The organism is Pseudomonas sp. IT-P260 (genome assembly GCF_949768395.1).
Taxonomy (GTDB): domain Bacteria; phylum Pseudomonadota; class Gammaproteobacteria; order Pseudomonadales; family Pseudomonadaceae; genus Aquipseudomonas; species Aquipseudomonas parakoreensis.
On record NZ_CATKPO010000010.1, the window covers coordinates 20,857 to 38,659 of the forward strand.

19 protein-coding genes are annotated in these 17,803 nt (G+C 59.3%); 11 read left to right on the forward strand and 8 right to left on the reverse strand.

Annotated elements, in window-relative coordinates; all coding sequences use genetic code 11:
- The first annotated feature begins 5 nt into the window (after positions 1 to 5).
- On the forward strand, positions 6 to 875 hold the full coding sequence (locus ACM6HV_RS06665; RefSeq protein ID WP_414903810.1) for a DUF6279 family lipoprotein: 870 nt from the start codon (positions 6 to 8) through the stop codon (positions 873 to 875).
- 78 nt (positions 876 to 953) lie between these two features.
- Here the strand turns inward: ACM6HV_RS06665 and ACM6HV_RS06670 are convergent, their stop codons facing one another.
- Complete coding sequence (locus tag ACM6HV_RS06670; RefSeq protein ID WP_414903811.1) at positions 954 to 1,346, reverse strand: transcriptional regulator; 393 nt, start codon at positions 1,344 to 1,346, stop codon at positions 954 to 956.
- Positions 1,347 to 1,534: 188 nt separating this feature from the next.
- Between ACM6HV_RS06670 and ACM6HV_RS06675 the strand changes: the two genes are divergently transcribed.
- The 3 genes from ACM6HV_RS06675 (at position 1,535) to ACM6HV_RS06685 (ending at position 3,269) form a co-directional block, all read left to right on the forward strand.
- Complete coding sequence (locus ACM6HV_RS06675) at positions 1,535 to 1,810, forward strand: hypothetical protein (protein WP_097086740.1); 276 nt, start codon at positions 1,535 to 1,537, stop codon at positions 1,808 to 1,810.
- A gap of 262 nt (positions 1,811 to 2,072) precedes the next feature.
- On the forward strand, positions 2,073 to 2,657 hold the full coding sequence (locus ACM6HV_RS06680; RefSeq protein WP_414903812.1) for a papain-like cysteine protease family protein: 585 nt from the start codon (positions 2,073 to 2,075) through the stop codon (positions 2,655 to 2,657).
- Between the two features lie 12 nt (positions 2,658 to 2,669).
- Positions 2,670 to 3,269, forward strand: a complete 600-nt coding sequence (locus tag ACM6HV_RS06685) for a hypothetical protein (protein ID WP_414903813.1) — start codon at positions 2,670 to 2,672, stop codon at positions 3,267 to 3,269.
- Positions 3,270 to 3,332: 63 nt separating this feature from the next.
- Here the strand turns inward: ACM6HV_RS06685 and ACM6HV_RS06690 are convergent, their stop codons facing one another.
- A complete protein-coding gene (locus tag ACM6HV_RS06690; protein ID WP_041070247.1) occupies positions 3,333 to 4,673 on the reverse strand; it encodes a DEAD/DEAH box helicase in 1,341 nt (446 codons plus the stop codon).
- 191 nt (positions 4,674 to 4,864) lie between these two features.
- On the opposite strand from ACM6HV_RS06690, the gene ACM6HV_RS06695 reads away from it, so the two are divergent.
- On the forward strand, positions 4,865 to 6,163 hold the full coding sequence (locus tag ACM6HV_RS06695) for a mechanosensitive ion channel family protein (RefSeq protein WP_095667225.1): 1,299 nt from the start codon (positions 4,865 to 4,867) through the stop codon (positions 6,161 to 6,163).
- A 96-nt stretch (positions 6,164 to 6,259) separates the two neighbouring features.
- Here the strand turns inward: ACM6HV_RS06695 and ACM6HV_RS06700 are convergent, their stop codons facing one another.
- From ACM6HV_RS06700 to ACM6HV_RS06710, 3 genes are all read right to left on the reverse strand, one after another.
- Entirely contained in the window at positions 6,260 to 7,117 is an 858-nt protein-coding gene (locus ACM6HV_RS06700) for a carboxylate/amino acid/amine transporter (RefSeq protein ID WP_145593308.1), read from the reverse strand.
- Between the two features lie 345 nt (positions 7,118 to 7,462).
- Positions 7,463 to 8,062, reverse strand: coding sequence for an FMN-dependent NADH-azoreductase (locus ACM6HV_RS06705; RefSeq protein ID WP_414903814.1), 600 nt, complete (start codon positions 8,060 to 8,062; stop codon positions 7,463 to 7,465).
- 228 nt (positions 8,063 to 8,290) lie between these two features.
- Positions 8,291 to 8,605 carry a 3-phosphoglycerate kinase gene (locus tag ACM6HV_RS06710; protein WP_086791968.1) on the reverse strand — a complete coding sequence of 105 codons (315 nt, stop codon included), beginning with the start codon at positions 8,603 to 8,605 and terminating at the stop codon, positions 8,291 to 8,293.
- A 49-nt stretch (positions 8,606 to 8,654) separates the two neighbouring features.
- Between ACM6HV_RS06710 and ACM6HV_RS06715 the strand changes: the two genes are divergently transcribed.
- The 5 genes from ACM6HV_RS06715 (at position 8,655) to aqpZ (ending at position 13,925) form a co-directional block, all read left to right on the forward strand.
- Complete coding sequence (locus ACM6HV_RS06715; protein WP_011332960.1) at positions 8,655 to 9,578, forward strand: LysR family transcriptional regulator; 924 nt, start codon at positions 8,655 to 8,657, stop codon at positions 9,576 to 9,578.
- Positions 9,579 to 9,592: 14 nt separating this feature from the next.
- Positions 9,593 to 10,396, forward strand: a complete 804-nt coding sequence (locus ACM6HV_RS06720; RefSeq protein ID WP_414903815.1) for an alpha/beta fold hydrolase — start codon at positions 9,593 to 9,595, stop codon at positions 10,394 to 10,396.
- A 3-nt stretch (positions 10,397 to 10,399) separates the two neighbouring features.
- Complete coding sequence (locus ACM6HV_RS06725) at positions 10,400 to 10,957, forward strand: peptidylprolyl isomerase (protein ID WP_041070262.1); 558 nt, start codon at positions 10,400 to 10,402, stop codon at positions 10,955 to 10,957.
- 88 nt (positions 10,958 to 11,045) lie between these two features.
- Positions 11,046 to 12,878 carry an ABC transporter ATP-binding protein gene (locus ACM6HV_RS06730; RefSeq protein WP_145593311.1) on the forward strand — a complete coding sequence of 611 codons (1,833 nt, stop codon included), beginning with the start codon at positions 11,046 to 11,048 and terminating at the stop codon, positions 12,876 to 12,878.
- A gap of 351 nt (positions 12,879 to 13,229) precedes the next feature.
- Positions 13,230 to 13,925, forward strand: coding sequence for an aquaporin Z (aqpZ, locus tag ACM6HV_RS06735; protein WP_047292367.1), 696 nt, complete (start codon positions 13,230 to 13,232; stop codon positions 13,923 to 13,925).
- Between the two features lie 94 nt (positions 13,926 to 14,019).
- Here the strand turns inward: aqpZ and ACM6HV_RS06740 are convergent, their stop codons facing one another.
- Complete coding sequence (locus tag ACM6HV_RS06740; RefSeq protein WP_414903816.1) at positions 14,020 to 15,144, reverse strand: GNAT family N-acetyltransferase; 1,125 nt, start codon at positions 15,142 to 15,144, stop codon at positions 14,020 to 14,022.
- Between the two features lie 278 nt (positions 15,145 to 15,422).
- Between ACM6HV_RS06740 and ACM6HV_RS06745 the strand changes: the two genes are divergently transcribed.
- Positions 15,423 to 16,745 carry a putative porin gene (locus ACM6HV_RS06745; RefSeq protein ID WP_007966005.1) on the forward strand — a complete coding sequence of 441 codons (1,323 nt, stop codon included), beginning with the start codon at positions 15,423 to 15,425 and terminating at the stop codon, positions 16,743 to 16,745.
- Positions 16,746 to 16,913: 168 nt separating this feature from the next.
- Here the strand turns inward: ACM6HV_RS06745 and ACM6HV_RS06750 are convergent, their stop codons facing one another.
- Positions 16,914 to 17,153, reverse strand: a complete 240-nt coding sequence (locus ACM6HV_RS06750) for an anti-sigma factor family protein (protein ID WP_414903817.1) — start codon at positions 17,151 to 17,153, stop codon at positions 16,914 to 16,916.
- A complete protein-coding gene (locus ACM6HV_RS06755; RefSeq protein ID WP_414903818.1) occupies positions 17,147 to 17,761 on the reverse strand; it encodes an RNA polymerase sigma factor in 615 nt (204 codons plus the stop codon). The genes ACM6HV_RS06750 and ACM6HV_RS06755 overlap by 7 nt, the downstream gene beginning before the upstream one ends.
- Positions 17,762 to 17,803 lie beyond the last annotated feature (42 nt).

Here is a 17,803-nt window from a genome sequence, read left to right on the forward strand (position 1 = left end):
CGCTCATGTCTCGCTGGTTCAAACACCTCGCCACCCTGCTGATCTTCACCCTCGCCCTCGGCGCCTGCAGCCGTGTCGGCCTGGCCTACCGCAATCTCGACGTGATCATTCCATGGACGCTTGGCGACTACCTGGACATGAACGGCGAGCAGAAGGACTGGTTCAACGAACGGCTCAAGGAACACCTGAACTGGCACTGCACCACGCAATTGCCGGGCTACCTCGATTGGCTGGACCGTTTGCAGAACATGGTTGAAACCAATCAGGTGACCGACGCGGCACTGCAGGCGCGAACCGAGGAAGCAAAAAAAGCCATTGCCGAAACCGCACGCCAGATCACACCGTCGGCCATCGAATTGCTGCAAGGGCTGGACGACAAGCAAGTCGCCGAGATGAACGATGCGTTTGCCAAGGATCTGCGCAAACGTGAGAAGGAATACGTCAAACCGCCGCTGGCGCAACAGATTGCCGAACGCGGCGCGCGCATGGACAAACGCCTGACTGATTGGCTGGGTCCATTGAGCGTCACTCAGGAACAACGGGTAATGGCCTGGTCGACCGCACTGGGCGATCAGAACACTCAATGGATCGCCAACCGCGCCCACTGGCAGCAGCAATTCAGTAACGCCGTTGCCCAGCGTAAAAGTGCCGAATTCCCACAACGAATCGAGACACTTCTGGTCAACCGCGAGCGTTTATGGACAACGGATTACCAGAAGGCCTACGCCAACACCGAAGCGCAAGCGCGCTCGCTGGCGGTGGATATGATGGCCGAAAGTACGCCGCAGCAGCGTCAGCGGTTGCTGAAGAAAATCGAGGGTGTGCGTAAGGACTTCAATGATTTGAAGTGTCTGAAGGCAGTAAAGCAGGAATAGAAGATCAAAAGATCGCAGCCTTCGGCAGCTCCTACAGGGTTATGTGTAGGAGCTGCCGAAGGCTGCGATCTTTTGCTTTCAGGCAATCTGCGCCTTTGAAGCCACTTCATCGAATGTCGCTTCATCCAGCGCATCCTCCTGCTCATCCAGTACTTGCCGAGGATGATCATTGCCGGGAATGCTGCTGTCGATCAGGCTCAACAAGCCGGAACCCCGCGGGGTCAGTATGAAATTGTTACCGGTGCTGCCCTCATGATCCGGACGCGGTTCGATGAACCCACGGTCCAGCAGTAACTTCTCGTACTCGCAGGCCACCGTTTTCAGGTGATCCAGATTCTCGATCGGCTCGCCCGCACTGGCTTTCTCTGCTGCGTAGTCCTCGGCATATTTTCGCGGCGCGAAACTTTCGCCTGCACTGTTCTGCACTTCATGCAGCAAGCGTTCAATCAAATCCCAGTTATAAGTCGTCATCCTGATTCAACCTCCGGTGCGCGTGATTGGGGGCGCTGTCATAGGTTGTGACCCGAGCGTGCCGCAGCCGTTCAGCTGCATTTTCCGCAGCGAGCGACCGACATGCTGTTTGCCACAACTCTGAACTTTTCGTCGCATCCAGGCCTCCACCCAATAACCCGCCTTATCCGGAACGGAGGCCCGCCCCCATGAAAACCCTGCTCAAACTCACTCTCGCCGCCACCCTCGCCTGCGCCCTGCCGGTCTGGGCCTGCACTCCAGAAGAGGCCACCGCCAAACGCGAACAACTGGCCAAGGAAGTGGCCAAGCTCACCGAACAGAATCCGGCCAAGGCAAAGGAGATCAACGCCGAGTTGCAGAAAATGGACTTGGGCACGGCCAGTGCAGATTTACCGGACAAGTGCCAGCTGATTGATCAGCGCTTGAAGGAACTAGACTCGGCTGAGAAAAAAGCCGACAGCTAAAAGCAAGATCAAAAGATCGCAGCCTGCGGCAGCTCCTACACCAGACCCTGTAGGAGCTGCCGAAGGCTGCGATCTTTTGCCTCTAAAAATGCACTGATGCATTTATTTTCTTGCACAAACGCATATTCTGACTAAGGTTACATCGAGCAAGGAGATCGGCACCGTTCATCGCAGATGAAAACCGTTAACCACCGATCGCTCGGCAATACCGCAACACCACCACAAGCTGGACGCTTGTTTTCATTCATGGAGGACTGAAAAAATGTTAACCACTCAAGCCACATCATTCACCGGCGAGAGCCTGCCAAGGTGCCTTGTCGGCCACCTGCTCGACCCGCAACTGGTCGAGGTTCAAGCCACTGCGCAAACCGCCGCACTGGCCGCTGCCAGCCTCAACTTCAGCATGCAGAAACAGACTCAGACCAACTGGTGCTGGGCCGCTGTTTCCGCTTCGGTCGGCAACTATTACGGCACTGGAAACTGGACCCAGTGCGGCGTCGCCAGCACCCAACTGGATCGCAATTGCTGCAGCCAGCCAGGACCGTGCAACGTCTACGGCTATCTGGATTCGGCCCTGCAAACCACCCGCAGCTATAACGGGATGAATCAGGGTTCGCTGCAGATGTCGGCCATTCAGAACCAGATCAACATGGGCCGCCCGGTCGGCCTGCGCTGTGCCTGGTACGGTGGCGGTGCGCACTTCCTGGCGATCTACGGCACCAACGGCAACTACGTGCAGGTCGCCGACTCGATCTACGGTTACTCGACCCGCGCGCTGAACTCATTCCCGGGTTCGTACAACGGCGGCGGCAACTGGACTCACACTTACTTCACCGCAAAAAACTAGGAGGGCGACATCATGCAACTGACTTATCCAAAGGCGCCTTCCAACGGTGTTCAGACTTTGCGTCCCGCGCTGCAAGCCGCACTGCAAACACAGGGTTTCGGCATTAATCGCCAGTTCGCCGCCGCGACACCGGCCAAAGTCAGCCTCAGCGAAGCCTATCGCGGCTACTCGCTGACACTCGACGATCTGAGCCAGGGCAAGGGTTTGAAAGACGCACGCATCGGTGACTGGCATTACCTGGTGTTTGCCGACGGCGTCAGCATTGCCGATGCGCAACTGGCCGAGGTGCGTGGCCATGTCGAGTTCGCTTCGCTGAACCACGGCACCCGGGCCGCCGACACCGTGGGCGCGTTGAAACTGGCGGAACAGGCGCCGCAATTGCAGGGCAGAACCGTTGAACTGCGCGTGCTGTTTGTCTCGGCACTGCACGTCGTGGCGATCTGGCTGCATGCGGACGGTGAGGATGTGCTGATCCCGATTGAGCCGACGCCGAAGGAGCTTGGGGACTCGCGGCTGTACAGCGAAGCCGCGCTGCTCACGCTGCTCAAACCGGCGGCAGATCGCGCCAAACAGCGCTTTGACGCGGACACCAGCGGACAGTTGGGGAACTGACAGACCCTGCGCATAAAAAAACCCGGACACTGTCCGGGTTTTTTATTGGCCATTTGTGGCGACTTATTCAGCCGCAGGCTCGGCCGGCTTGCGGCGCTTGAGCGGGGCCATGCCGTCGCTGCTCACCAGCGAATCCGGCTTCGGCCGATTGGCGCTCTTGCGCTTGGTCGGGGTCTTGGCGGCGGTTTTCTTCTTGTCGCCCTTGGCGTCGGTCTTTTTCTTCTTCACGCCGACGGCTTTGCCGGAGGCCTTGACCTTTTTCGGCCCGCCATAGGTGCCTTTGACTTCCTTGATGGTGCGGCGCTCGAAGCTCTGCTTCAGGTAGCGTTCGATGCTCGACATCAGGTTCCAGTCGCCGTGGCAGATCAGCGAGATCGCCAGACCGTCGTTGCCGGCGCGGCCGGTACGACCGATGCGGTGCACGTATTCGTCGCCGCTGCGTGGCATGTCGAAGTTGATCACCAGATCCAGGCCATCCACGTCCAGACCACGGGCTGCGACGTCGGTGGCAACCAGAATCTTCACGCCACCTTGCTTCAGACGATCGATCGCCAGTTTGCGATCCTTCTGGTCTTTCTCGCCGTGCAGCACGAACGCCTTGTATTCCTGAGCCACGAGGCGGCCGTAGATGCGGTCGGCCATGGCGCGGGTGTTGGTGAAGACGATGGCCTTCTGATAGGTCTCGTTGGCCAGCAGCCAGTTCACAATCTGCTCTTTGTGCTGGTTGTGGTCGGCGGTGATGATCTGCTGACGAGTCGTCGAGTTCAGCTGGCTGACCGCGTTGAGCTGCAAATGCTCAGGATTGTTCAGCACCTTGGCGATCATCTCGCGCAGCCCGGAACCGCCGGTGGTGGCGGAGAACAGCATGGTCTGCTGACGGTTCGGGCATTCGTCGACCAGACGCTGCACGTCTTCGGCAAAACCCATGTCGAGCATGCGGTCGGCTTCGTCGAGCACCAGCACTTCGACTTCTTTCAAATCGAGGTTGCCGGCGTTGAGTTGCTCGATCATCCGGCCCGGGGTACCGATCAGGATGTCCGGCACCTTGCGCAGCATCGCCGCTTGCACCTTGAAGTCTTCACCGCCGGTGATCAGGCCGGACTTGATGAAGGTGAACTGCGAGAAGCGTTCAACTTCTTTCAGGGTCTGCTGGGCCAGCTCGCGGGTCGGCAGCAGGATCAGGGTCTTGATGCTGACGCGAATCTTCGCCGGACCGATCAGGCGATTGAGGATCGGCAGGACAAAAGCGGCGGTCTTGCCGCTACCGGTTTGCGCCGTCACCCGCAGGTCACGCCCCTGGAGCGCCAGCGGAATGGCCGCTGCTTGCACAGGCGTTGGCTCGACAAATTTCAGCTCGGCCACGGCTTTGAGCAGGCGTTCGTGCAGGGCGAATTGGGAAAACACGGGTGCTACCTCGAAGATATGCAAAAAAACAGCTGCATAGGTTACCGGTTTCGAGCGCTCAGGCCGAGTTTCTTTATACAAACGGGCGTAATCAGTGGCTTTTTTGTTGCTCGATTTGTCTCCAACGGTAATACACAGCGTCTTAAATGCTCTAATCGCCCATCGCGTCTTACAGAAGAATCGTTGCTCACATGGATTTCAAACAGCTCTGGCTCAACGCCCAAGACCTCTGGGGTGCCCTCGAAAAGCACCCGTTCCTGCAATCCGGCCTGGCGCTGATGCTGCTATTGGTGATCGCGCTGATCCTCGGACGAGTGGCGCGCTATCTGATCCTGCATGCCAGCCGCATGCTCGGGCGCCAGCCGGCGCTGCACTGGATCAACGACTTTCGACACAACAAGGTGTTTCAGCGCCTGGCGCAGATGACGCCATCGCTGGTAATCCAGTTCGGTCTGCACCTGGTGCCGGAACTGAGCAAAACCGCGATGACCTTCCTCGGCAACGTGGCGCTGTCCTTCACCATCCTGTTCCTGCTGCTGTCGGTCAGCGCCCTGCTCAATGCGTTGCTGGACATCTACGCGCGCACTGAACACGCGCGCACCCGCTCGATCAAGGGCTATGTGCAACTGGCGAAAATGGTCTTGTACGTGTTTGGTGCGATCATCATCGTCGCCACCCTGATCGACCGTTCGCCGTTGTTGCTGCTGTCCGGTCTGGGTGCGATGTCGGCGGTGATTCTGTTGGTCTACAAGGACACATTGCTGTCGTTCGTTGCCAGCGTACAGCTGACCAGCAACGACATGCTGCGGGTCGGCGACTGGATCGAGATGCCGCAAGTCGGGGCCGATGGCGACGTGGTCGACATCACCCTGCACACGGTCAAGGTGCAGAACTTCGACAAGACCATCGTCTCGATCCCGACCTGGCGCCTGATGTCCGAATCGTTCCGCAACTGGCGCGGCATGCAACAGTCCGGTGGACGACGGATCAAGCGCAGCCTGTTCATCGACGCCAGCGGCGTGCGCTTCATCCGCGACGATGAAGAAGAAAAGCTCTCTCAGGTGCACCTGCTGACCGCCTACATGGGCCGCAAGAAAGCCGAACTCAAAGCGTGGAACGAGGCGCAGGGTAATGTAGCGGCAATGGCGGCCAACCGTCGGCGCATGACCAACATCGGCACCTTCCGCGCTTATGCGTTGGCGTATCTGAAAAGCCATCCCGAGATCCAGCCGAACATGACCTGCATGGTGCGCCAGATGCAGACCACGGCGCAGGGCATTCCACTGGAAATCTACTGCTTTACGACCACCACGGTGTGGGCCGATTACGAGCGAATTCAGGGGGATATTTTCGATTATCTGCTAGCGGTGCTGCCGGAGTTTGGCTTGAGTCTGTATCAACAGCCGAGTGGCGGAGATCTGCGTTCGGGGTTGTTGCCGGCGGTGCTGGGTTCGGCGCACATTGCGGAACCACAGAAACACCTCATGTAACCCACGATCAGTGTAGGAGCTGCCGAAGGCTGCGATCTTTTGATCTTCAAAACATCAAAGGCAAAAGATCGCAGCCTGCGGCAGCTCCTACAAGGGTTATGCGGTGCGCTTGATGCCTAACCGGCTGATCCATACGGCCGCCAGGATGACACTGCCGCCAAGCAACAACCTTCCCAGTTCCTCATGCTGATTCCAGATCAGCAAGTTCAGCAGCAAGCCCACCGGCACATGCAGGTTGTTCATCACCGCCAGCGTGCCGCCGTTGACCATGCACGCGCCCTTGTTCCACCAGTACATGCCCAGCGCGGTCGAAACCAGGCCGAGGAACAGCAACACGCCCCACTGCAGCGGCGCTTCGGGCAGGAAGTTGGCTTTGCCGAACATCAGGAATGCCGGCAGCACCACCGCCAGCGCGCCGAGATAGAAGAAGCCGAAACGCCGGTAATGCGGCAGATCGCTCGGGTGTTTCGCCACCAGATGCTTGTACATCACCTGCCCTGCCGCGTAGGTGAAGTTGGCCAGTTGCAGCAGCAAAAAGCCCATGAAGAAATCCGGGTTGATCCGGTCGAAGCGAATCACCGCCGCGCCGCCCACCGCGACCAGCGCCGCAATCAGCGCCCACGGATTGAAGCGGCGGTTCAGCGCATCTTCGATCAGCGTCACGTGCAGCGGCGTGAGGATGGTGAACAGCAACACCTCCGGCACCGTCAGCACACGGAAGCTAAGGTACAGGCAGACGTAGGTGATGCCGAACTGCAACGCGCCGATCAACAGCATGCCGCGCATGAACGCCGGTTCCACCGAACGCCAGCGGGTCAACGGAATGAACACCAGCCCGGCCAGCACCACGCGCACCAGCACTGCGAAGTAGCTGTCGACATGACCGGCCAGGTATTCGCCGATCAGACTGAAGGAAAACGCCTGGATCAGCGTGACAAAAAGTAGATAGCCCATGGTCGCCTCTGTTTCTAATGGCGGCGACGATAGCGGTTTTCTGGTCTCACTGCGAATAGCCCGAAACACAAAATTCCCCTGTGGGAGCGAGCCTGCTCGCGAAGGCAGAGTGTCAGACGGCAGCTACTTGTCTGATGCACCGCTTTCGCGAGCAGGCTCGCTCCCATAAGGAGTCTTGTGTTGTTCAAAAACACAGGCAAAAAAAAGCCCGATCTCGCTAAAGCGTTCAATCGGGCTACAGCACTCAGGAGCAACAAGTGCAAAGGGAGGTTCGATGCGCGTAGAGCCTTGAAGGGGTTGCGCCAGGTCACTTAAACAAGCGGCGATTATCTGGCGATTAACCCATCAAGCGACTTGGGACAGTTTGGCGTTGGCCTGATTCAAGCCCTTCTCCTGGAAGTCGCCGCCCAGGTTCATGCCTTCGGCGTGAATGAAGGTCACGTCGTGGATGCCGATGAAGCCCATGACCTGGCGCAGGTACGGTTCCTGATGGTCGGCCGGGCCGCCGGCGTAGATACCGCCGCGAGCGGTGAGCACATAGGCACGTTTGCCGCTGAGCAGGCCTTGCGGGCCGGTTTCGGTGTACTTGAAAGTCACACCGGCACGCAGCACGTGGTCGAGCCAGGCTTTCAGAGTGCTCGGGATCGCGAAGTTGTACATCGGCGCTGCCATTACCAGAACATCGGCGGCCAGCAACTCGTCGGTCAATTCGTTGGAGCGGTCCAGCGACGATTGTTCGTCGGCGTTGCGCTGTTCGGCAGACTTCATCCAGCCACCCAGCAGGTTGGCGTCCAGGTGGGGTACCGGGTTCACGGCGAGGTCACGCACGGTGATCTGATCGTTGGGGTGCGCCGCTTTCCACTGACCGATGAAGGTCTGGGTCAGTTGACGGGAAACCGAGTCTTGCTGGCGGGCGCTGCTTTCGATGATCAGAACGCGGGACATGGTGTGTAGTCTCCATCCGAGAATGTTGTAGGTCGATGGAGTGAAGGTTAAACAGGATTGTATCGATGAAAAAGCGCAAATAATTGCTGCAAAGCATCGAATAATTCGTTTAGATGCAGGTTGTACCCTGTGGGAGCGAGCCTGCTCGCGAAGGCGGCGGGTCAGCCTGAGAAGGTGTCGACTGACACTACGCCTTCGCGAGCAGGCTCGCTCCCACAGGGATCGCCGTTATTTCGGGCTGCAACTCAGTTCAATGCGCAGCCTGATGATCTCGCGAGAGAACTTGGCCGTGGCGTTCGTATGCTTGCGGGCCGGGACTTCGATGTTGCGCGTACGTGGCGCTTCCGGGCCATTGTTGAAAACGGCTTTGCAGACGGCATCGACATCACCGAAGTTGACCACTTTTATGGAGCCGATGTCCTTGTCGGTGTCATAGGTTTCGTAGTCGATCTTCAAGCCATTGAGATTTTTCTGCACATCGATCGGGTAAGCAAACGCAGTCAGCGGCAGCAACGCGAGCACCACACAACAGAATTTTTTCATTCGCCAGTCTCCATGAGGGACGGCCAGCTTAGGACAAGAGGAGCTATTGATGAAAGCGCCCCGCGTGACCCTTGATCAATGGCGAACATTGCAGGCCGTGGTCGATCACGGCGGCTTCGCCCAAGCCGCCGAGGCACTGCACCGTTCGCAATCGTCGGTGAGCTACACCGTCGCCCGCATGCAGGATCAGCTCGGCGTGCCCTTGCTGCGCATTGACGGGCGTAAGGCGGTGCTCACCGAAGCCGGTGGCGTATTGTTGCGCCGCTCGCGGCAACTGGTGAAACAGGCCAGCCAACTGGAAGACCTTGCCCACCACATGGAGCAAGGTTGGGAGGCCGAGGTGCGGCTGGTGGTCGATGCGGCCTACCCGAGCGCACGTATCGTCCGGGCGCTGACCGCGTTCATGCCGCAAAGTCGTGGCTGCCGCGTGCGGCTGCGCGAGGAGGTGTTGTCGGGGGTCGAAGAAGTGCTGCTGGAAGGCGTCGCCGATCTGGCGATCACCGGTCTGAGCATTCCCGGCTACCTTGGTGCGGAATTGAGCGATGTCGAGTTTGTTGCCGTCGCCCACCCGGATCACGCCTTGCATCGGCTCAACCGCGAACTGAGCTTCCAGGATCTGGAAACCCAGATGCAGGTGGTGATTCGCGACTCCGGGCGCCAGCAGCCACGCGACGTCGGCTGGCTGGGTGCCGAACAGCGCTGGACGGTCGGCAGCCTTGCCACTGCCGCAACATTCGTCAGCAGCGGCCTGGGCTTCGCCTGGTTACCCCGACACATGATCGAACGGGAATTGAAAGACGGCTCGCTCAAACTGCTACCGTTGGACAGGGGAGGCAACCGCAACTCCAGCTTCTACCTGTATTCGAACAAGGACAAACCGCTGGGCCCGGCGACACAAATCCTCATCGAACTGCTGCGTACCTTCGACACCTTGCCGCTGGACGCACCGTTCGCCGCCCCCGAACAAGCCTGACATGGAGTTCACCGATGGCGTATTTCGAGCACGAAGGTTGCAACCTGCACTACGAGGAATATGGCCACGGTACGCCGTTGCTGCTGGTTCACGGGCTCGGCTCGAGCACCCTGGACTGGGAAATGCAGATTCCGGCGCTGTCGGCGCATTACCGGGTAATCGTCCCGGACATACGCGGTCACGGTCGCTCGGACAAACCCCGCGAGCGCTACAGCATCGCCGGTTTCAGCGCTGACCTGCTGGCGTTGATCGAGCACTTGCACCTCGGTCCGGTGCATTACGTCGGGCTGTCGATGGGCGGAATGATCGGCTTTCAGTTCGGCGTCGATCAGCCGCACAGGCTCAAAAGCCTGACCATCGTCAACAGCGCCCCCGAAGTCAAACTCCGCAGCCGCGACGATTACTGGCAGTGGTTCAAACGCTGGAGCCTGATGCGTGTGCTAAGCCTGGCAACCATCGGCAAGGCGCTGGGCGGCAAACTTTTTCCGAAACCGGAACAGGCTGATTTGCGGCAGAAAATGTCCGAACGCTGGGCAAAAAACGACAAACGTGCTTATCTCGCCAGCTTCGATGCGATTGTTGGCTGGGGCGTTCAGGAACGACTTTCCCGGGTGACCTGTCCAACCCTCATCGTCACTGCCGACCGTGACTACACACCGGTGGCGCTGAAAGAAACCTATGTAAAACTGCTGCCCGATGCGCGGCTGGTGGTCATCGCCGATTCGCGCCACGCCACCCCGCTCGATCAACCCGAACGCTTCAATCAAACGCTGCTGGAGTTTCTCGCCGCAGCCGACATTCAATCTCAGGATCACTGACCCATGCTGAAAAAACTCGCCCTCGCCGCCGGCACCGTGCTGTTCGCTGCCAACCTGATGGCTGCCACCCCGGCCAAAGCGCCGCACGTGCTGCTGGACACCACCAACGGCCAGATCGAAATCGAACTGGATCCGGTCAAGGCGCCGATCAGTACCAAAAACTTTCTGGATTACGTCAACAGCGGCTTTTACACCAACACCATTTTCCACCGCGTGATCCCGGGCTTCATGGCTCAGGGCGGCGGTTTCACGCCACAGATGCAGCAGAAAGAAACCAAGGCGCCGATCAAGAACGAACACAAAAACGGCCTGGCCAACGTTCGCGGCACCTTGTCCATGGCGCGCACCTCCGTACCCGATTCGGCGACCAGCCAGTTCTTCATCAACGTCAAGGACAACGACTTCCTCGACCAGGGTGATGGCTACGCCGTATTCGGCAAAGTGGTCAAAGGCATGGACGTGGTCGACATCATCGTCAACTCGCCAACCACCACCAAACAGGGCATGCAGAACGTGCCTTCCGACCCTGTGATCATCAAGTCGGCCAAAGTCATCGACTAAGCTGTACAGGGCGTATCGAGCGGCGCAGGCCTGATGCCACGCCGCTCACACCGATAAAAGGAGAGCCCGGCTTCCGGGCGGTTATCTGATGCTCTATCGCCGTTTCGAACAACTGATCGACATATTCCGCGACGCTCCGACGGCGGCTCCGCCCAATCGCGTGCTGCCCTTCTATACCTATTACCTGAAACAAGTCTGGCCGAGCTTTGCCGCTCTGTTGGTGGTCGGCCTGTTTGCTGCGTTGATCGAAGTGGCGCTGTTCAGTTACCTGAGCCGCATCATCGACCTGGCCCAGGGCACGCCCAACCCGAATTTCTTCAGCGACCACGCCCTCGAACTGACGTGGATGGTGGTGGTTGCGCTGGTACTGCGGCCGATCTTTTTCGGCCTGCACGACCTGCTGGTGCACCAGACCCTGAGCCCGGGGATGACCAGCATGATCCGCTGGCAGAATCACAGCTATGTGCTCAAACAGAGCCTGAATTTCTTCCAGAACGACTTCGCCGGGCGCATCGCCCAACGCATCATGCAGACCGGCAACTCACTGCGTGACTCCGCCGTGCAAGCGGTCGACGCGTTGTGGCATGTGGTGATCTACGCGATCAGTTCGTTGGTGCTGTTCGCCGAAGCCGACTGGCGCCTGATGATCCCGCTGCTGACGTGGATCGCCGCCTACATCGGCGCCCTGTATTACTTCGTGCCACGGGTCAAGGATCGCTCGGTGGAGGCCTCCGATGCGCGCTCGAAACTGATGGGGCGGATCGTCGACGGCTACACCAACATCGCCACACTGAAGCTGTTCGCCCACACCAACTTTGAACAGCATTACGCCAAGGAAGCCATTGAGGAACAGACGGTCAAGGCGCAGATGGCCGGCCGCGTGGTGACCAGCATGGACGTGGCAATCACCGCCATGAACGGCCTGCTGATCGTCGGCACCACCGCGCTGGCGCTGTGGCTGTGGACGCAGTCGTTGATCACGGTCGGCGCTATCGCGCTGGCTACGGGTCTGGTGATTCGCATCGTCAACATGTCCGGCTGGATCATGTGGGTGGTCACCGGCATCTTCGAAAACATCGGCATGGTGCAGGACGGTCTGCAGACCATTTCGCAACCGGTCAGCGTCACTGATCGCGAACAGGCCAAACCACTGGCGGTGGCCCGTGGCGAAGTGCGTTTCGAGCATGTGGATTTTCACTATGGCAAGAAGAAAGGCATCATCGGCGACCTCAACCTGACCATCAAACCCGGCGAGAAAATCGGTTTGATCGGGCCGTCCGGCGCCGGCAAATCGACGTTGGTCAACCTGCTGTTGCGCCTGTACGACGTCGAGGGCGGACGGATCCTGATCGATGGGCAGAACATCGCCGAAGTCGGCCAGGAAAGCCTGCGCGCACGGATCGGCATGATCACGCAGGACACCTCCCTGCTGCACCGCTCGATCCGCGACAACTTGCTGTACGGCAAGCCTGACGCCACCGACGCCGAACTCTGGGATGCGGTGCACAAGGCTCGCGCCGACGAGTTCATTCCGTTGCTGTCGGACGCCGAGGGCCGCACCGGTTTCGATGCGCACGTCGGCGAGCGCGGGGTGAAGCTGTCCGGCGGTCAGCGTCAGCGCATCGCGATTGCTCGCGTGCTGCTCAAGGACGCGCCGATCCTGATCATGGACGAAGCGACCTCGGCACTGGATTCGGAAGTCGAAGCAGCGATCCAGGAAAGCCTCGAAACCCTGATGCAAGGCAAAACCGTGATCGCCATCGCCCACCGCCTCTCGACCATCGCCCGCATGGATCGGCTGGTTGTGCTGGAAAACGGCAAGATCGCCGAGAGCGGCACCCACGCCGAATTGCTCGCGCATCGCGGCTTGTATGCGCGGTTGTGGGCGCACCAGACCGGAGGATTTGTCGGGATCGATTGATCACAAAAAATCTGACTTTGTGAACTTTTGTGGCGAGGGAGCTTGCTCCCGCTCGACTGCGCAGCAGGCGCAAAGCCCGCCAATTGTGCGAGTCTGACACTACCGGTGCAGATAGTTTTGGGACAGCTTCGCTGTCCAGCGGGAGCAAGCTCCCTTGCCACACAATGTTTGTCCGCCAAAAAAACCGCCCCAGCCCGCCAACCACGGGCTCTGGCGGTTTTTTCATGCCTGCTGGCAATCCATCCAAAGCCTGCTGTACTCAGCCAAGGTTCCAGCAGGGAGCCTGTCGTAAATCTGCAAGGAAGCACAACTCGATTCAGTCTCGATAGCACGCCTATCAAGGACTCTCTCATGTCTCTGTTCAAACGTTCAGTCACTGAGTTGTTGGGTACGTTCTGGCTGGTTCTGGGTGGATGCGGCAGTGCAGTGCTCGCAGCGTCTTCGCCCTTGGGCATTGGAGTGCTGGGGGTGGCCCTGGCGTTTGGTCTGACGGTGCTGACCATGGCGTTCGCCATTGGCCACATCAGCGGATGTCATCTCAACCCGGCCGTCTCGGTCGGTCTGTTCGTTGGCGGCCGATTTCCGGCCAAAGAGTTGCCCGCCTATATCATCGCGCAGGTGCTCGGCGCGATTCTCGCCGCGGCGCTGATTGCGCACATTGCCAGCGGCAAGGAGGGTTTCGATATTGCCGCAGGTCTGGCCTCCAACGGGTATGGCGAGCACTCACCGGGCAAATACTCGATGGCCGCAGGCTTTGTCACCGAACTGGTGATGACCGCCATGTTCGTGATCATCATCCTCGGCGCTACCGACAAACGCGCTCCGGCGGGCCTTGCACCGATCGCCATCGGCCTGGGTCTGACGTTGATTCACCTGATCTCGATCCCGGTCACCAACACCTCGGTCAACCCGGCGCGCAGCACCGGGCCGGCGCTGATGGTCGGCGGCTGGGCGATCGCGCAGTTGTGGATGTTCTGGGTCGCGCCGCTGCTGGGCGCGGTGGTGGGCGGCGGAATCTATCGCTGGCTGGGTAAAGAAGAAACCTGAAACCACCACCTCCCCTGTAGGAGCTGCCGGAGGCTGCGATCTTTTGACTTTTAAAGAGCAAAAGATCGCAGCCTCCGGCAGCTCCTACAGGGATCTAGGTTTGGCGGTAGGGCAAGGCAGTTTTTGCTTCTTCGGCATAGCCGAGGATGCCGGCGCGTTCCTGTTTCAGGAAATCCTTCACCGCCGCTTTCAAACCGGGATGGCGCAGGTAGTGCCACGAATGCGTGATCACCGGTTCAAAGCCGCGAATCAGTTTATGTTCACCCTGGGCCCCCGCATCAAAGCGCTGGTAGCCGTGGGCGATCGCGTAATCCATGCCCTGATAGAAACACGTCTCGAAATGCAGCCGGTCAAACTCGGCCAGACAGCCCCAATAGCGTCCGTAGAAGCTGTCACCCCCGACCAGACTGAAGGCCATCGCCACCGGCCGTGACCGCTGTCTGGCGAAGACCACCCGAATCGCCTCCGGCATCCGCGCAGCCAGCAGACTGAAGAACTCGCGCGTCAGGTACGGCGCCTGTCGGCGCACGGCATAGGTGTTGGCATAGCAGGCATAGACAAAATCCCATTGTGCCTCGTCCAGCTCGCGCCCCTGCAGCCATTCGAACTCGAAGCCCTGCCCCGCCACTTGCTCACGCTCCTTGCGCATCTGCTTGCGCTTGCGCGAGCTGAGCACGTCGAGAAAATCCTGAAAGTCCCGGTAACCGCGATTCTGCCAGTGGTACTGACAGCCGATGCGTTGCAACCAGCCCGGTTGCTCGGCCATGGCGGCGTCGGTGAACGGGTCGGTGAAATTGATGTGGGCGCTGGAAAGTTCTTCGATTTCCAGATAACCCGGCAGGCTCTTGAGCAGTTCGAATCCGTCCTCGACATTTGCCGCCAGCAAGCGTGGGCCACTGACCGGACTGAACGGCACCGCTGTCAGCAGCTTGGGGTAGTAATCGATCCCGGCGCGGGCGCAGGCATCGGCCCAACCGTGATCAAAGACGTACTCGCCGTAGGAATGCCATTTGCGATAACTGGGCAGCGCGGCGAGCAACCGATTGTCTTCAACATGCAGCAGATGCTCGGGTTGCCAGCCGGTGTGCGGGCCGACGCTGCCACTGTCTTCCAGTGCGCCGAGGAACGCATGGCGCAGAAACGGCTGGTTCTCGGGCACCAGCGCATCCCAGGTCGCGGGGGCGATTTCTGACAGGTTTTGCACACGTTGCAACGGCATCAACTGGCTCTCCACATCTTGGCGTCAAAGCCCCGCGAGTATCGCTGATCAGCTTCCATTGCACACGCTCATTCGGGCGACAGTGCTCTGGCTCAATAGTTCACGAAGACTTTGCATCGTCATCGACATGACATCACTTAGCCACTGCTCTGTCATAAACCATCGCGATACTCGCTCCTGTTTTTAGAGCGCCGGGTTCTACCCGGACACTGTTTTCCGACGTGCGCGTCGGTGTGCCCAGGATGGTTCAGCCATCCCTCTCATCTTCGGAGATTGCTATGCGTCTTGCTTCCACGAAAACTGCGGCGGCCCTGTGCGGTGGCCTGTTGTTGGCCATGAGCGTTCCGGCCAGTGCTGCAGTCGACGCCAAACTGCTCGACATGCTCAAGGCTAACGGTTCCATTTCCCAGGCGCAGTACATTGAACTGCAAACCGAACTGGCCAAGGATCAGAAGGCTCAGCAAATCGCGCAGCAGGCGCAGCAAGAGACCAACGAGCAAATCGCGGCAACCGCGAAGAAAACCAATGAGCTGAGTTCCTTCGACCAGAAGCTTGCCTGGGCCGCGAAGACCCAGTTCAAGGGTGATGTGCGTATCCGTCAGGAGACCGTCAAGATCGACGGTGAATCCAACAACGGTGGTCGCGACAAGGATCGCCAGCGTATCCGTGCCCGCCTCGGGGCCTACACCGAGATCAACCCGCAAGTCGACACCGGTATCCGTATTGCCACCGGCGGCGGCGACGATGCCCGTTCGACCAACCAGGACATGGACAACTACTTCGACAAGAAGCAGATCTGGCTCGACCTGGGTTACATCGACTACCACCCCGATGCCATCAAGAACCTGCACGTGATCGGCGGCAAGATGCTGCAACCGTGGGTCAGCATGGGCGACGTGATCTGGGACAGCGACATCAACCCGGAAGGTCTGGCCGTGACCTACAAATACCCGCTGGGCAGCAGCGCCGAACTGTTCGGCAGCCTGGGTAACTACACCCTCAAGGACAACGTCGACGGCGAAGGCGTGCAATTTCGCCACGACCTGCGCCTGACCGCTGGCCAGTTGGGTAGCCGCTTCGCGATCACCGACAACCTGAAACTGACCCTGGGCGGCAGCGTCTACGCCTACCAGAACGACGAGGACAGCCGTTGCACCGGGACGTCCACACCGTGCGCACTGTCGGTCAACGGCAACTCGGCCAACAACGAATTCCGTCTGTACGAGGGTTTCAGCCAGATCGATATCGGTGGTTTGCCAATGCCGCTGTCGTTCTACGGCCAGTACGTGAAGAACAACGATGCGGTGACCGATGCCGACACTGCGTGGCTGGTCGGCGCCAAGTCGAAAGTCTTCGGCCTGAACCTGGACTACAACTATCGTGACGTACAGCGTGACGCCGTGGTCGGCGCATTCACCGACTCCGACTTCGCCAACGGCACCACCGGTTCGCGCGGCCACAAGTTCAAAGTCGGTTACGACATCGACAAGAACTTCGCCATCGGCGCGACCTACTTCCTGACCAAGGCCGACTTCTCCAGCCGTACCCAGCGTGACGCAGACACCAACACCCTGCAGCTGGATGCGGAAGCGAAGTTCTAAAACGCGTCACCTGTAGCCTGACGCGGGCGGGACGATCCCCATCATCCGCTCGTTTCATCCGCGTCGGGCTATTTTTTGCAGGATGCAAAAAACATGTAGGAGCTGCCGAAGGCTGCGATCTTATGATCCTTGAAAACAAGATCAAAAGATCGCAGCCTCCGGCAGCGCCTACAGGAGATTATCTTTGCGGCGTTGCTCGGCCAGACGCTCAGCCAGCACATCCATACCCTCTTGCGGCTTCTCAGGCATCGCCTTCAACGTGGCCTGCATCAAACGCATCTGGCGAATGAAACGCCGGCAGTTGGGGCAGAACATCAGGTGATGGCGCACCAACAGTCTCTCGCGAAAGCTCAACTGGCCATCGAGATAATCGCTGGAGCGCGCTACTTGTTCCTTGCAGGTCAGCATTCGCCGGTCTCCTCAAAATGCTCCACCGTGGCGAAGACTTTCAGCCGCGCACGATGCAGCAGCACACGGACATTGGAGAGCGAGATCTCCAGAAGATTACAGATCTCCTCCAGCTCCAGGCCCTGACGCTCGCGCAGCAGCAAAACACTGCTTTGCAGTCCCGACAGGCTGAGCAAGGTGTGCTCCAGGCAGTCGCGCAATTCGCTTTCCGTCAGCAAGGCTTCCGGCGTGTCCTGATGCCAGGCAAATGGCGCCACCAGCCAATGACCGTCACCGGGAGAAAAGCGATCATCGTCGATGGTGCCGTGGGGTGACGGCAGGTCATCCATCAAGACTTCGCGACGATTCTGTTTGTAGCGGCTCTTGGCCGAGTTGGCAGTGATGGTCAGCAGCCAGGTCTTGAGACTGGAACGGCCCTCGAAGCTACCGATATGGCGCACCACCGAAAGCCAGGCGTCCTGCACCACTTCTTCGACATGGCGCTGGCCGACAATCGCGTAAGCCACGGCGCGCATGGCGCTCTGGTAGGTGCTGACCAGTTCCTTGAAAGCTTTTTGCTCACCGGCCAGCAGGCGTTCGAGCAAATGGGTGTCGTCCGTTGCGGCCATGCGCGCCTCGTTTGCAATACCGATTAACGTTAACCACTCGAA

What these genes read in the sequence shown, in the direction of transcription:
- ACM6HV_RS06685 (WP_414903813.1), top strand. Translation starts at nt 2,670, where the DNA reads ATGCAACTGACTTATCCAAAGGCGCCTTCCAACGGTGTTCAGACTTTG.
- ACM6HV_RS06725 (WP_041070262.1), top strand. Translation starts at nt 10,400, where the DNA reads ATGCTGAAAAAACTCGCCCTCGCCGCCGGCACCGTGCTGTTCGCTGCC.
- ACM6HV_RS06670 (WP_414903811.1), bottom strand. Translation starts at nt 1,346, where the DNA reads ATGACGACTTATAACTGGGATTTGATTGAACGCTTGCTGCATGAAGTG.
- ACM6HV_RS06750 (WP_414903817.1), bottom strand. Translation starts at nt 17,153, where the DNA reads ATGCTGACCTGCAAGGAACAAGTAGCGCGCTCCAGCGATTATCTCGAT.
- ACM6HV_RS06700 (WP_145593308.1), bottom strand. Translation starts at nt 7,117, where the DNA reads ATGGGCTATCTACTTTTTGTCACGCTGATCCAGGCGTTTTCCTTCAGT.
- ACM6HV_RS06705 (WP_414903814.1), bottom strand. Translation starts at nt 8,062, where the DNA reads ATGTCCCGCGTTCTGATCATCGAAAGCAGCGCCCGCCAGCAAGACTCG.
- ACM6HV_RS06695 (WP_095667225.1), top strand. Translation starts at nt 4,865, where the DNA reads ATGGATTTCAAACAGCTCTGGCTCAACGCCCAAGACCTCTGGGGTGCC.
- ACM6HV_RS06715 (WP_011332960.1), top strand. Translation starts at nt 8,655, where the DNA reads ATGAAAGCGCCCCGCGTGACCCTTGATCAATGGCGAACATTGCAGGCC.
- ACM6HV_RS06680 (WP_414903812.1), top strand. Translation starts at nt 2,073, where the DNA reads ATGTTAACCACTCAAGCCACATCATTCACCGGCGAGAGCCTGCCAAGG.
- ACM6HV_RS06675 (WP_097086740.1), top strand. Translation starts at nt 1,535, where the DNA reads ATGAAAACCCTGCTCAAACTCACTCTCGCCGCCACCCTCGCCTGCGCC.
- ACM6HV_RS06720 (WP_414903815.1), top strand. Translation starts at nt 9,593, where the DNA reads ATGGCGTATTTCGAGCACGAAGGTTGCAACCTGCACTACGAGGAATAT.
- ACM6HV_RS06665 (WP_414903810.1), top strand. Translation starts at nt 6, where the DNA reads ATGTCTCGCTGGTTCAAACACCTCGCCACCCTGCTGATCTTCACCCTC.
- aqpZ (WP_047292367.1), top strand. Translation starts at nt 13,230, where the DNA reads ATGTCTCTGTTCAAACGTTCAGTCACTGAGTTGTTGGGTACGTTCTGG.
- ACM6HV_RS06745 (WP_007966005.1), top strand. Translation starts at nt 15,423, where the DNA reads ATGCGTCTTGCTTCCACGAAAACTGCGGCGGCCCTGTGCGGTGGCCTG.
- ACM6HV_RS06710 (WP_086791968.1), bottom strand. Translation starts at nt 8,605, where the DNA reads ATGAAAAAATTCTGTTGTGTGGTGCTCGCGTTGCTGCCGCTGACTGCG.
- ACM6HV_RS06740 (WP_414903816.1), bottom strand. Translation starts at nt 15,144, where the DNA reads ATGCCGTTGCAACGTGTGCAAAACCTGTCAGAAATCGCCCCCGCGACC.
- ACM6HV_RS06730 (WP_145593311.1), top strand. Translation starts at nt 11,046, where the DNA reads ATGCTCTATCGCCGTTTCGAACAACTGATCGACATATTCCGCGACGCT.
- ACM6HV_RS06755 (WP_414903818.1), bottom strand. Translation starts at nt 17,761, where the DNA reads ATGGCCGCAACGGACGACACCCATTTGCTCGAACGCCTGCTGGCCGGT.